Source organism: uncultured Kushneria sp. (assembly GCF_947497025.1).
In the GTDB taxonomy this organism is placed as follows: domain Bacteria; phylum Pseudomonadota; class Gammaproteobacteria; order Pseudomonadales; family Halomonadaceae; genus Kushneria.
The window spans coordinates 1-12,629 of sequence record NZ_CANMFC010000002.1 but is presented as its reverse complement, the minus strand read 5'-3'; the positions used below and the strand labels follow the sequence as shown (position 1 = coordinate 12,629).

11 protein-coding genes are annotated in these 12,629 nt (G+C 60.7%); 7 read left to right on the top strand and 4 right to left on the bottom strand.

Annotated elements, in window-relative coordinates:
* Positions 1-24 precede the first annotated feature (24 nt).
* The gene (locus tag Q0931_RS03360) at positions 25-693 is read left to right on the top strand and encodes a GntR family transcriptional regulator (protein ID WP_299257293.1); all 669 of its coding nucleotides are present in this window, start codon (positions 25-27) and stop codon (positions 691-693) included.
* Positions 694-787: 94 nt separating this feature from the next.
* Here the strand turns inward: Q0931_RS03360 and Q0931_RS03355 are convergent, their stop codons facing one another.
* Positions 788-1,294 carry an Hsp20 family protein gene (locus tag Q0931_RS03355; RefSeq protein ID WP_299257291.1) on the bottom strand — a complete coding sequence of 169 codons (507 nt, stop codon included), beginning with the start codon at positions 1,292-1,294 and terminating at the stop codon, positions 788-790.
* 349 nt (positions 1,295-1,643) lie between these two features.
* Here Q0931_RS03355 and Q0931_RS03350 point away from each other — a divergent pair, with 349 nt between their 5' ends.
* A complete protein-coding gene (locus Q0931_RS03350) occupies positions 1,644-1,838 on the top strand; it encodes an SEC-C metal-binding domain-containing protein (RefSeq protein WP_299257289.1) in 195 nt (64 codons plus the stop codon).
* A gap of 232 nt (positions 1,839-2,070) precedes the next feature.
* On the opposite strand, the gene Q0931_RS03345 is transcribed toward Q0931_RS03350, so the two are convergent.
* Positions 2,071-3,723 carry a catalase gene (locus tag Q0931_RS03345; RefSeq protein WP_299257287.1) on the bottom strand — a complete coding sequence of 551 codons (1,653 nt, stop codon included), beginning with the start codon at positions 3,721-3,723 and terminating at the stop codon, positions 2,071-2,073.
* Positions 3,724-3,957: 234 nt separating this feature from the next.
* The gene (locus tag Q0931_RS03340) at positions 3,958-5,226 is read right to left on the bottom strand and encodes a DUF445 domain-containing protein (RefSeq protein WP_299257285.1); all 1,269 of its coding nucleotides are present in this window, start codon (positions 5,224-5,226) and stop codon (positions 3,958-3,960) included.
* 246 nt (positions 5,227-5,472) lie between these two features.
* On the opposite strand from Q0931_RS03340, the gene Q0931_RS03335 reads away from it, so the two are divergent.
* The 4 genes from Q0931_RS03335 to Q0931_RS03320 all read left to right on the top strand — a co-directional run bounded on the left by Q0931_RS03335 (position 5,473) and on the right by Q0931_RS03320 (position 11,239).
* Complete coding sequence (locus Q0931_RS03335; protein ID WP_299257283.1) at positions 5,473-6,945, top strand: Na+/H+ antiporter NhaC family protein; 1,473 nt, start codon at positions 5,473-5,475, stop codon at positions 6,943-6,945.
* 184 nt (positions 6,946-7,129) lie between these two features.
* Complete coding sequence (locus Q0931_RS03330; RefSeq protein WP_299257281.1) at positions 7,130-8,518, top strand: DEAD/DEAH box helicase; 1,389 nt, start codon at positions 7,130-7,132, stop codon at positions 8,516-8,518.
* Between the two features lie 149 nt (positions 8,519-8,667).
* On the top strand, positions 8,668-9,972 hold the full coding sequence (gene shiA, locus Q0931_RS03325) for a shikimate transporter (RefSeq protein ID WP_299257279.1): 1,305 nt from the start codon (positions 8,668-8,670) through the stop codon (positions 9,970-9,972).
* A gap of 124 nt (positions 9,973-10,096) precedes the next feature.
* A complete protein-coding gene (locus Q0931_RS03320) occupies positions 10,097-11,239 on the top strand; it encodes an App1 family protein (protein ID WP_299257277.1) in 1,143 nt (380 codons plus the stop codon).
* Between the two features lie 9 nt (positions 11,240-11,248).
* On the opposite strand, the gene Q0931_RS03315 is transcribed toward Q0931_RS03320, so the two are convergent.
* Positions 11,249-11,905, bottom strand: a complete 657-nt coding sequence (locus tag Q0931_RS03315) for a DUF938 domain-containing protein (RefSeq protein WP_299257275.1) — start codon at positions 11,903-11,905, stop codon at positions 11,249-11,251.
* 150 nt (positions 11,906-12,055) lie between these two features.
* Between Q0931_RS03315 and dksA the strand changes: the two genes are divergently transcribed.
* The gene (gene dksA, locus Q0931_RS03310; RefSeq protein WP_299257273.1) at positions 12,056-12,481 is read left to right on the top strand and encodes an RNA polymerase-binding protein DksA; all 426 of its coding nucleotides are present in this window, start codon (positions 12,056-12,058) and stop codon (positions 12,479-12,481) included.
* The last annotated feature ends 148 nt before the right edge of the window (positions 12,482-12,629 follow it).

Sequence of the window (12,629 nt, the reverse complement as noted above, 5' to 3'; positions counted from 1 at the left end):
ACGTCATAATCGGAATTGCGCCTAATGAAAAAGCAGTCCCTGGAAGACAGGCGCGAATCGCTGGGAGAGACCGTGACGGCCGGCATTCGGCGACTGCTGGTAGAAGGGGAGTTCACTCCCGGGCAGCGATTGTCGGAAATCGCGCTGTGTGAGCGGCTGGGCGTGTCGCGCAATACGCTGAGAGAAGCCTTTCGCACGCTGGCTCATGAAGGGCTGGTCACCCATCAGCCGCATCGCGGCGTTTTCGTGACCCGTCCTGATGCCGCTTCCATTGTCGAGATCTACCGTCTGCGGCGCTTTATCGAGTGTCGTGCACTGAGCGAGGCATGGCCCAGTCATCCGGCGGTGAAGGAGATGCGCACGGCGGTGGAGGATGCCCGGACGTATCGCGAGCGCCAGGACTGGCTGGCGGTGGGCACGGCCAACATGGCCTTTCACGGTGCCATCGTGGCACTGGGGGACAGTGCGCGGCTGGACGACTTCTTTCGTCAGGTGCTGGCCGAACTGCGTCTCGCCTTCGGGCTGATGTCCGACAAGGAGTGGCTGCATGCGCCCTATGTCGAGATGAATCAGCAGGTGCTGGAGACCTTTGAAAAGGGGGACACAAAAGCGGCCGTGGCCCTGCTGGAGCAGTATCTGGCGCAGTCCGAACGGATTGTGCTGGCGGCCTGGGAGCGTCAGGGCGCTTCCTGAGTGCTTCAATGGTTAAAAGACAAAAGGCCCCGCCATGGCTGGCGGGGCCTTTTTTACGTCGTTTTTATCGCCCTGATCGGGCGACACCGGCCTCTCAGGCGCTGACGGGCTCGCGGGATTCAGACGATGTCTTCTGCTCCGAACGGTGCTCCGAACGGTCGGTCAGCGCCCGCTGGCCACCATTGATCGGGATCTGACGAGCGCGCTGCTGTTCGGGCACCACGCGTAGCAGATCGACCATCAACAGGCCGTTTTCCAGCCTTGCGCCCTGAATCTCGATGTTTTCATCAAGGCGGAAGGAGAGCCGGAACGCGCGTTTGGCGATGCCGCGATGCAGATAGGTCACCCCTGTATCATCGCCGTCATTGTCAGTGCGCCCGCCGGTGATGGTCAGCACGCGGTTTTCGACGTTGACGTCGAGCTCCTCCTCGGCAAACCCGGCCGTGGCTACCGCGATACGGTAGTCATTGTCGCCGTGCTTTTCAACATTGTAGGGCGGATAGCTGGGCACATCGTTGTGCACGGCCTGCTCGAACAGGTCGTTGAGGCGATCAAAGCCGATGCTGCGACGAAAGAGCGGAGAAAGGGTCATGGTGTTCATAAAACCTCCTGAATAAACAGCAAAGTTCGTCACTACCGTGGTGAGTACTCGCAGACCCGCATGGGCGGCATCTGCGCTCGCGTCAGCAGCTCTGAGTGAGCCTGTTGTCGCGACGTTATGTTAAATAGTGGCGTCTTTCGGCGTTTCAAGTCTTCCCTGAAAAAATTCCTTTTCTTTTCGTGCCGGACGTCACTATCTCGCAGATAGGGCCGTCATGAGGCTTTTCAAGAGGGCATCCTGAAAAATATCAGGCAGAGAGGGCGGGCACCGATATTACCCTGTCAGTAGGGCTTCTCTTTTGGCGCGCAGTGTCGATAATCACGTGATCACAATCACCGGAAAACATCACATGAATCAGCCCCACGTTCACGGCCCGAACTGCCAGCATGACCACGACCATCATCATGAGCACGGGCACGTTCATGGTCCGCACTGTCAGCATGGTGCCCAAAAGCCGGTACGCAACGCCCTGAAGGACGTCGGACGCAATGACCCGTGCCCCTGCGGCAGTGGCAAAAAGTTCAAGAAGTGCCACGGCGGGTAGGTTCTGCCCGAAAAGTGCCTGCGCTCGCTCATGCAGCGTTGAAAATTGACGCAGGCTACTACTCATTTACCCCATGTAAACTCCATACCTTCGTCATTTTTTGCCTTGTCTGAGCGTCGCTCGGCTACTTTTCAGACAAGAACCTGGTCAAAAGCATCGATACCGCTCATGAAAAAACCGGCGCCCGAAGGCGCCGGTTCGTTAACCAGCAGGGACCAGATGATCCCGGCGTTTAGAGTGTGCCGCCGAGCACTTCTTCGGCCGTGGCCTGACGGTTGGTGACCGAGCTGGTCCACTGTCCCCAGACGCTGGCGTCGATGGTGTCACCGTTGTTGCCCAGATTCTCAAGACGCTTCTTGTCTTCGTCAGTGAGGACCTGTTTGGCCAGCGGCTGAAGATGCTTCACATCACCCACGCTCATGCCGAGTTTATCGGCCACGCGGTTGCCGTAGTCGTCATGCACCATCCAGAAATGCCACAGCATGCGTTCCTGCACGTCGCGCTCGCATTGACCCAGCAGGTCCACCATGTTGAAGGTCAGGTCTTCACGCTCCCAATCCTGCATGGTGTTGTAGCGACCGCGCGCCTGCACGTAGTCGTTGCGACGTTCCAGCACGCTGCGCGTCAACGCACCGCGGACTTCCGGCGGATTGTTGGGCTCGTCGCGCCCGGATTCCTGCAGTCCGTTGTGAATCGACGGCTCGAAGTTGATGTGCGGGTTCTGACCGGGCGCCATGCTCTGGTCATAGGCCATCTGCCCGTCACGCTGGTTGGTCGACACGCGCGCGTTTTTCGGCTGGTTGACCGGCAGCTGCAGGTAGTTGGGCCCGATGCGATAGCGCTGGGTGTCGGAGTAGGAGAACGTACGACCGACCAGCATCTTGTCGTCGGAGAAATCCAGACCGTCGACCAGCACGCCGGTCCCCATGGCGATCTGATCGTTTTCGGCGAAGAAGTTCTGCACGTTGCGATTGAGCGTCATCACACCAATTTTGCGCAGCGGGAAATCATTTTCCGGCCAGATCTTGGTGTCATCCAGCGGATCCCAGTCAAGCTCGGGATGATCGTGGTCTTCCATGATCTGAACGAAGACGTCCCACTTCGGATAGTCGCCACGCTCGATGGCGTCATACATATCCTTCGAGGCTGAACCCAGATCCTGGCCCTGCACCTTGGCGGCTTCAGCCGCGGTCAGGCTTGCCACGCCGCAATGGGGATGGAAGTGGTACTTGACCAGCACCGTGTCGCCCTGAGCGTTAACCATCTTGTAGGTGTTGACGCCAAAGCCTTCCTGATGACGATAGGAGGCCGGAATCCCGCGCGGGCTGAACAGGTGCGTCAGCATGTGCATTGCTTCAGGCGTCTGGCTCATGAAGTCGAAGATGCGGTTGGGCTCCTGACGGAAGGTCACCGGGTCAGGCTTGAGCGAGTGGATCACGTCCGGGAACTTGATCGCGTCACGGATAAAGAAGATGGCCAGGTTGTTACCGACCAGATCCCAGTTGCCGTCTTCGGTGTAGAACTTCACGGCAAAGCCACGCGGATCGCGGGCCGCTTCCGAGGAATCGCGACCACCGATAACGGTGGAGAAGCGCAGGGCCAGATCGGTCTTCTTGCCGGCTTCCTGGAAGAGTTTGGCACGTGTGTACTTCGATGCCGGTTCATCACCGATCATGCCGGTGGCTTCGAACTCACCGTAGGCGAGAAAGCCGCGGGCGTGTACGACGCGCTCGGGGATACGCTCACGGTCAAAATGACTGATCTTTTCGAGAAACTGATAGTTTTCAAGCGTCGCCGGACCACGGCTGCCGATCGTGCGCTGGGACTGATTGTTGGTGACAGGATGACCCTGCCGGTTGGTCAGTTCGTTATGTCTATCTGACATGCCATTTTTCCTCTTTTGACATCCTGTCGAACGGATTGTGTCTGGAACCGGTCACGAGCGGTCCCGAGCGCGAAAGATATCACGGTATCTTCATGGTTTAGTCCTATCGCACCGGAGAGGCCAGAGCTATGACGCCCCGGGGAAAGGTGCTGTCGCCTGCCGGGGGCATGTTTCACGTGAAACATTAATGTTTACAACATGCCGGCACCGCCCTGAGTGAAAGATCAGAACGCCTTAAAGCGTCAGCATCAGCTGGGTCAGAGCATGAATGGCCAGCCCGATCAGCCCGCCGACCAGGGTGCCATTGATGCGGATGAACTGCAGATCGTTGCCGACGTTTTTCTCGATCTGGTCGACGATCTCGTCGCTGTCGAGGCTGTCCAGGTAGCGCTGGATATAGGCATCAATGCGCGGACCGTTGCGCTCGACCAGCGCCGGCAGCAGTGTCACGGCCTGGTCGTTGAGCCATTCGCGGGCCGGGGCGTCATGCTCAAGCGTGCGCGCGTAATACTCGATGAAGTGTTCAAGCCAGGCGCGCGACTGCGAATCAACGGCCTCGAGGTCGCGAGCCAGCCAGTCCATCAGCTCTTCCCAGACACCGGCGACATAGTCGCTGAGGCGATCATTGTTGAGGACGTCATCGCGCAGGCGGTCCAGGCGCCGGGAGAGGGCGGGGTCATGGCGCATGCGCTCGATGAATTCGGCAAACTGGTGATCCAGATGGCGGCGCAGCGGGTGGTCGGGGTCGTCGCTGACCTCACTGATCAGCCGGGCGCTCTGCTCGACAATGCGCTCGTTGATCAGCCAGCCGGCCAGCCGGTGCATGCTGATTTCACGGCCCATTACCCGCGGGTTGAACAGCTTGAAGACGGTGCCGGTAATGAAGGTCTTGACCCGCTCCTGATTATCCTCGACCTCAAGCCAGCGCGAGAGCCGGGTCAGGGAATCATCGAGCAGGGCCTGATGGCGCCCCTCGGCAGCCAGCACGTTCAGTGCGCTGCCCATCAGCCGGGCGGTGTTGATGCGCCCCAGATGGTGGCGCAGGGTCCGGGTGAGAAATTCCCGCGCCGCACTCTGGCGAACCGCCGACAGTGATGTGCTCATGGCCTGGATCAGGCGCTCGGCGACCATGGCGCGTCGCTCGGGGCGTGACAGCCAGTTCACCAGCGCGCCGGCCACGTCAAAGCGGCGAACGCTTTCTCGCACGTAGGCTTCGGACAGAAAGTTCTCGCGGATAAACCCGGAAAGACTTTTCCCCAGTCGCGCCCGGTTGCGCGGGATGATCGCCGTATGCGGGATCTTCAGTCCCAGCGGATGACGAAACAGCGCCGTGACAGCAAACCAGTCGGCGATGCCCCCGATCATGGCCGCCTCGGCAAAGGCCGAAACATACTCAAGCGCCGGGAAACGGCCCTGATACCAGGTGCTGATGACATATAACACCAGCGCCCCCAGCAGACAGAGCGTGGCAATGCGGCGTCGGTTGTGAAGTGGCAGGGTCAATCGAGCGCTCCTGTATGAAGTGTGCTGCCCAGAGCTTAGCTCAGCGCACGAAGGCCTTGTACGCCGGCTACCCATTGGTCCAGGGCGGTTGTCCCGCCTGTTTGATCCGGTCACACTTCACAAAAACCTGATACAGCGCCGCCGTCGTGGATGACCCGATGCTTTCGGGCTGTCGGCAGGCACCCGGTATGGGGAACGATGAATCCCCTGCGCCCAACGTTTTCAGACGACGATGGAAGAGACGGCATGACCGAGACATCGGATAACCGCACAACGACACATGCTCAAAACGAGCCGGCCCTGAAGTTTCGTCTTGGCGCGCTGGGCGCTGCCGTGCCGCTGATATTTTTTGTCGGCTGGGCCATCATTACCAGTGTACTGGGGCTCTCTTCCGAAATTGGCCTGGTCATGGGCTGTCTGTTCGGTCTGACGCTGGGTCTGCTCTTTTGCAAAAGCCGCTGGGAGGAATATGCCAGTGGCCTGTTCAGCGGCATGGCCCAGCCGATCGGGGTGATCGCCGTGGTGGCCTGGTTTTATGCCGGCATGCTGGCGCAGGTGCTGCAGACCGGCGGGCTGGTGGAAGGACTGGTCTGGCTGGGCGGTATTTCAGGCGCCTCTGGCGGTGTCTTTGTGGGGCTGACCTTTGTACTGGCGGCCGTATTTTCCACCGCAGTCGGCACCGGCTACGGCACCACGGTGGCCTTCAGTACCCTGATGTACCCCGCCGGTGTGGCGCTGGGGTGTGATCCGGTAGTGCTGTTCGGCGCCATTCTGGCCGGTGCCATCTTTGGCGATAACCTCGCGCCGGTGTCGGATACCACCATTGTCTCCGCCACGACCCAGGACGCCGATGTGCCGGGCGTGGTGCGCAGCCGCTTCAAGTATTCGATCATGGCCGCCGTACCGTCGCTGGTGCTGTTTGTGCTGCTGGGCAATGCCAGCGGCAGTGTCGAGGGCAACGATGCCGCGCTTGAGGCGATGATGGCGCAGACCGACCCGAGCGGGCTCTTGATGCTTGTCCCCTTTGCGCTGGTGCTGTTGCTGGCCCTGCGTGGCCATCACCTGATCACATCATTAACCTGGGGGATCGTTCTGGCTTCCATCATGATCGTGGTGGCAGGCCTGGCCGCCCCCGGTGAGATCATGGCCTTTGATCCCGAAAGCGACAGCGTCGTCACCGGCGCCCTGGTGGATGGGGTCAGCGGCTACGTCAACATGGCGATCCTGATTCTTCTGATTGTCGCCACCGCCCATCTGCTCAGACTGGGCGGTACCATGAGCGCCATCACGCGGGGCCTGATGCGCTGGATCGGCGATTCCGTACGCCGCGCGGAGCTGGCCATCTGGGGGATCGTGGCGCTTTTAAACTCGGCGATCACCATCAACACGGCCGCCGAGATTGCCGCGGCGCCGTTCGTGCGCGAGCTGGGGAGGAAGTACCGCATTCACTGCTATCGTCGTGCCAACATGCTCGATGCCGTGACCTCGGCGCTGGGCTATATTTTCCCCTGGGGCGCGCCGGTACTGCTGGGCTGGGCCACCATCACGTCCATGCAGGGACAGTATGACTGGCTGCCGATTGTTGCCCCCACCGAAGTCTTCCCGTTTGTCTTCCACGGCTGGTTTCTGCTTTTGATCATGCTGTTGGCCGCGGCCACCGGCTGGGGCCTGCATTTCGAGGATCCTGATGAGGCCGAAGAGGCCGTCACGGCGCGGTAACGATCAAGGCCACAATACGATAAGGCTGGTAATCGGGGCGCAAATCCCCTATGTTGGCGCTCCTCTTCGCACGGGCAGGTCGTTGGCCTGCCTCCGTCATTGAAATTCCCCCTGCGCTGTCACGGCGCTGTCGCTCTCGCGAAGAAGACGCCAGCATCCGATAGCGCCATGAGACAACCTGTCGATGTCATTTTCCCAACTTGGGCTGTCGCCCGAGCTTTTGCGTGCTCTCGAAGATGCTGGTTACCAGACACCTTCCCCTATTCAATCAAAAGCCATTCCGGCCTGCCTTGAAGGTCGCGATGTGCTGGCGGCGGCTCAGACCGGTACCGGCAAGACCGCAGGCTTTACCCTGCCGATTCTGGAGCGTCTGTCGCGTCAGCGTTTTGAATCCAGGCGTCCGGTCCGGGCGCTGATTCTGACGCCGACCCGCGAACTGGCGGCCCAGATCGGGGAGTCGGTCGAGAAATACGGCGTGCACCTGCGTCCGCGTTTGAAAAGCGATGTGGTCTACGGCGGCGTCAAGGTCAACCCGCAGATCGCGCGTCTGCGTGATGGCGTGGACATTCTGGTGGCCTGCCCGGGTCGACTGCTGGACCTGGTCAATCAAAAGGCCGTGCGTCTGGACCAGGTCGAAACCCTGGTGCTGGATGAAGCCGACCGCATGCTGGACATGGGCTTTATCCACGACATCAAGAAGATCCTGCGTCTGGTGCCCAGAAAGCGTCAGAACCTGCTGTTCTCCGCGACCTTCTCGAAAGAGATTCGCGAGCTGGCCGGTACACTGCTGGACAACCCGGTCAGCATTGATGTGGCCCCGCGCAACACCGCGGCCGAAAGCGTCGATCAGTCGATCTACATGGTCGAAAAGCCCCAGCGCATGGCGCTTTTGACCCATCTGATCACCCATCATCAGTGGTCTCAGGCGCTGGTCTTTACGGCCACCAAGCACATGGCCAACCGGGTGACGCAGCATCTTCAAAAGGCCGGTATCACGGCGGCGGCCATTCATGGCAACAAGAGCCAGAATGCCCGAACTGCCGCGCTTTCCGGCTTCAAGAACGGCGAAGTGCAGGTGATGGTGGCCACCGATGTGGCCGCGCGCGGTATCGATATTTCCGAGCTGCCCAACGTGGTGAACTTCGAGCTGCCCAAGACGCCCTCCGACTACGTACACCGCATCGGTCGTACCGGTCGTGCCGGTGCCAGCGGCCAGGCGGTCTCGCTGGTGATGCCCGATGAGCGCAGTCAGCTCAAGCAGATCGAGAAGCTGATTGGTCGCAACATTCCGGTGGCCACTGCCGAGGGCTTTGACTTCACGCGCGCCGTGCCGGAAACCCCCGATGAACGTGAGCAGCGCCCAAACGGCGGTCAGCGTCGTCAGGGCAGCGGCCAGGCGCGCAACAACGGGGGCGGCGCTCGTAACGGCGGCGGTGCCGGTCGCAGCGGATCAAACAATCGCTCACGCAGCGGTGGCGGTGGCAGCCCCGGCAGTGATGAACAGGCCCGCCCGGCGCGTCGCCGTCGCAGCAGCTCCCGTTCGTCAGGCAATAGCGGTAGCGGCAACCGCTGACCAAGCCGTTAAACCGCACAGGTAATGTGATCACAACCGTCTGCTTTGGCAGGCGGTTTTTTTATGCCTCTCGTGCAGTGGACGCCCAGGGCCGTCACTGGCATTGTCGCAGGCCTTCATTGACGGATTAACCAGAGAGGCTTGAGAACATGCGTGCAGAGCGTCATTCGGGCGTGCTGACCCATGAGCAGCAGGCGCGTCGCGCGGCGCTGGGCAGTTTTGTGGGTGCCGTGGTCGACTGGTATGACTTTTTGCTTTACGGCATCGTGGCGGCGCTGGTGTTCAACGGCCAGTTTTTTCCCAACGTGAGCCCGGCCGCCGGCACGCTGGCCGCGCTGGCCACCTTCGGTGTGGGATTTCTGTTTCGCCCGCTGGGCGGCATCGTGTTCGGCCATTTCGGGGACCGGCTCGGACGCAAGCGCATGCTGGTGCTGACGGTCATGTTGATGGGCGTTTCCACGGCCCTGATCGGACTGCTGCCCACCTATGCCAGCATCGGGGTCTGGGCACCGATCCTGCTGGTGACGCTGCGCGCCCTGCAGGGCTTTGCCGTAGGTGGTGAGTGGGGCGGTGCGGCGCTGATGGCGGTCGAGAGCGCGCCGCGTCACCGGCGGGCGTTTTACAGCAGCGGCGTGCAGGTCGGCTACGGCGTGGGGCTGATTCTGGCCACCGGCAGCGTGTCGCTGTTGAGTCACTTTCTCGATGATGCGGCCTTTCAGAGCTGGGGCTGGCGACTGCCGTTTGTCTTCTCGATTGTGCTGGTCGCGATTGCCTTTTGGGTGCGCGCGGGCCTCGAGGAGTCGCCCGAGTTCAGGGAAACCGTTGAGGAAAGGGGCCAGAGGCCTTCTCGACCGCCGGTGCTCGAGGCGCTGAGCCGTCATCCGAAGGCCTTTTTGCAGATCATTGCGTTGCGTTTGGCCGAGCTTTTCACGATGTACATCGTGACCACCTTTGCGCTGAGCTATTCCACCAGTTATCTGGGGCTCTCGCGCGAGCTCTTTCTCAATATCGGGCTGCTGGTCGGGGCCATCAGCTGTGTGACCATCCCGCTGTTTGCGCTTTTGGCCGACCGTTTTGGCCGGCGGCGCATCTATGTGGTCGGTGCCGCGGTCGGCGTGCTGTGTGCCTTTCCCTTTTTCATGGCGCTGGAGGCGCGCTCGATTGTCTGGATTGTCTTTTTTGCCGTCATGCTGGCCAATCTGGCCCACGACATGGTGGTCAGCGTGCAGCAGCCGATGTTTGCCGAGCTTTTCGGGACGGCTTATCGCTATAGCGGCGCGGGGGTAGGCTATCAGGTGGCCAGTGTGGTGGGCGGCGGGTTTACGCCGTTCATTGCCGCAGCACTTGTGAGCATGGCCGGCGGCAGCTGGCTGCCGGTGGCGCTCTATCTGGCCGTGGGCTGTGGGCTTTCGGCACTGGGCGTGATGAGCATTCAGCGCCCCCGTGCTGATTGACGGCCCGCCCGGCATGACGGGCGACAGGGCCGCGTGGTGCGACTACGCTTGAGTGTGACGCCACAGGACGGCCCTTTCATGTCGCCATTTCTGGGAATCGATGTCTTTTACCGGGTTAAGCTCAATGCCACGTCGCTCCACCGCCACCCTGATCAAGGGCCTCAAGAAACTGCTTCACGTGGTGGCGCGTCCCGCCAAGTCAGAAAAGGTCCATGGCGGCAGGCTGATTCATACCTACCGGGGTTACGGCACGCACCGTGAAGTGTTCATGATGGGACGGGTCTTTCGCCAGCCGGGCTTCAATCTGAATCTGCCTGAGGGCTCATGGCGCCGTGACCTGGCCGATATCATGCGGCGTACCGTGCGCTGGGGCATCAAGCATATTGATGTTCAGATCCAGCTGGGGGGAGAAACGGTCACGGTCACCACCGACCGGGATGGTTATTTCAATGCCCATATCCAGCTCGGCACGCCCTTGCCCGGTGACCGCATCTGGCATGAAGCGCATCTTCGCATCCTGTCGCCAAGCAAGGATCAAAAGAGTGCCCGCGCCAATGATGGTGCCGGCGGCGAGGCCGTGGCCGATATCTATATTCCACCGGCCGATATCGACTTTGCGGTGATCAGCGATATCGACGATACGGTGATGTATACCGGCGTGGCCAACAAGCTGAAGATGATGTATCACCTCTTCATTGCCCGCGCCGAGCAGCGCATGGCCTTTCCCGGCGTGGCAGCGCTTTATCGCGGATTTCACGTTGGCGATGGCGATCAGCACTGTCAGCGCCCGCTTCTTTATGTCTCGCGGGCGCCCTGGAGCATCTATGAGATGCTGGAGGCGTTTTTCCGACTCAATCGCATTCCGGTCGGGCCGATCCTGTTTCTGCGCGAGTGGGGGCTGACGCTGCAGCATCCGCTGCCGCGCAAGGCAGAAGACCACAAGCGAGCGCTGATCGAAACCATGCTCAAGCTCTATGACCCGCTGCCCTTCGTGTTGATCGGCGACAGTGGCCAGCATGATCCCGAGATCTACACCGACATCGTGCGGGACTACCCCGGCCGCATTCGAACGGTCTATATCCGTGATGTCAGCAACGATGCCGATCGTCAGCAGGCCATCGAAGCGCTCTCTGCCCAGATCAACAAGGAGCAGAACAACGACTGCTCGCTGGTACTGGCCTCTGACAGCCTGACCATGGCCGAACACGCCCACGGCCAGGGCTATATTTCGAGTGACGCGCTTGAACGCGTGCGCGAATCCCAGTAATGCCCGGCGTCAGTTTTTGCGCGACAGTCGAAGACAAAGGTTATTGGCCGGCATCCCGATGATCTCGGCCAGTGTCAGACCAGCGTCATGTGCTGCCGGCAGGACCTCCTGTTCCAGATCCCGCACGCCCCAGCGACGATCGCGTGCCTGAAGGCTCTGATGAAAGGCGGCGTTGCTTTCGGCCTGATGGACCCCGTGGCGGCTGAACGGGCCGTATAGCAGCAGCCAACCCTCCGGTGTCAGATACCGTGCAGCCCCTTCCAGCAGATCCAGCGTGGCCTGCCACGGCGAGATGTGGATCATGTTGAAGCACAGCATGGCATCGATACTTCCTGCCTTCAGCGGCCACGGGCGTTGAGCCACCTCCAGTGCCAGTGGTGAATGCAGCCGGACATCGGGCACTTCACGACGCAGCACCTCACGCCAGGCAGCAATCGAGGCCAGCGCTGCGGGATGGGCGTCGCTGGGAATGAATTCGTGCTCCGGCATCTCCCGGGCAAAGTGCACGATGTGTTCGCCACTGCCACTGGCAATTTCCAGTATGCGCGATCCTTTCCCGAGGCGCGCTCGGAGAACGTCCAGCAGTGGCGCCTTGTTGCGTTGCGCGGCCGGACTCGACTTTCGAGGATCGTTCGGCGCAGTCCCCAGGTCATCCATGGTGTTCATGTTCTCTCCTGTTCAGGTGCGGTCACGGACAGGATATCCGAACACAGTCGGCTGGGCTGAATTTGAACTACCGGCCATACTTGCCCTGTCATGTCGGTTTTCTGCTATGTTAGAACGCTTTTTTGAATGGACTCAGTGAGGCGAAGCATCATGACAGTCACTATCCCTGCCAACGAACAAGAGCTTCTCGCCATGCCGGCTGAGGACTACATGAACGAAGCGCAGCTGGAATATTTTCGCCAGCTGCTGCTCAAGGAGCGCAAGGAAGTCGAAGAGACGCTTGAAGAAATGCGCGGCAGTATCGGCATGGCTGAAAGCAGCGGTGATGACAGCGACCGCGCCGCCAGTGAAGAGGAACTGCGCTATACCCTGCGACAGGCCGATCGCGAAACGCGTCTGTGGCGCAAGATCAACGCCACGCTCGACCGCATCGATGAGGGCGACTACGGCTTCTGCGAAGAGACCGGCGAACCCATCGGGCTCAAGCGTCTGCTGCTGCGTCCGACCGCCACGCTTACCATTGAGGCCAAGCAGCGCCAGGAACAGCAGGAAAACCATTACGCCCGTCGGCGCTGAAAGATGCCTTTAATGTCGGGTGTTCATGCCGGCCCTGCCTGAAAATCGCCCCGGTCCGGGGCGATTTTTTTGGCTCTTCGTCGCTGGGTGTGGAATTCGCCCCCTGAGCTGGGCCAGGATATGACCTCCACATGGACAGGAGGTACGA

Bases quoted from the DNA above. Each gene is read 5' to 3' on its own strand.
- Q0931_RS03360 (WP_299257293.1), top strand. From the start codon at position 25: ATGAAAAAGCAGTCCCTGGAAGACAGGCGCGAATCGCTGGGAGAGACC.
- Q0931_RS03355 (WP_299257291.1), bottom strand. From the start codon at position 1,294: ATGAACACCATGACCCTTTCTCCGCTCTTTCGTCGCAGCATCGGCTTT.
- Q0931_RS03350 (WP_299257289.1), top strand. From the start codon at position 1,644: ATGAATCAGCCCCACGTTCACGGCCCGAACTGCCAGCATGACCACGAC.
- Q0931_RS03345 (WP_299257287.1), bottom strand. From the start codon at position 3,723: ATGTCAGATAGACATAACGAACTGACCAACCGGCAGGGTCATCCTGTC.
- Q0931_RS03335 (WP_299257283.1), top strand. From the start codon at position 5,473: ATGACCGAGACATCGGATAACCGCACAACGACACATGCTCAAAACGAG.
- Q0931_RS03330 (WP_299257281.1), top strand. From the start codon at position 7,130: ATGTCATTTTCCCAACTTGGGCTGTCGCCCGAGCTTTTGCGTGCTCTC.
- shiA (WP_299257279.1), top strand. From the start codon at position 8,668: ATGCGTGCAGAGCGTCATTCGGGCGTGCTGACCCATGAGCAGCAGGCG.
- Q0931_RS03320 (WP_299257277.1), top strand. From the start codon at position 10,097: ATGCCACGTCGCTCCACCGCCACCCTGATCAAGGGCCTCAAGAAACTG.
- Q0931_RS03315 (WP_299257275.1), bottom strand. From the start codon at position 11,905: ATGAACACCATGGATGACCTGGGGACTGCGCCGAACGATCCTCGAAAG.
- dksA (WP_299257273.1), top strand. From the start codon at position 12,056: ATGACAGTCACTATCCCTGCCAACGAACAAGAGCTTCTCGCCATGCCG.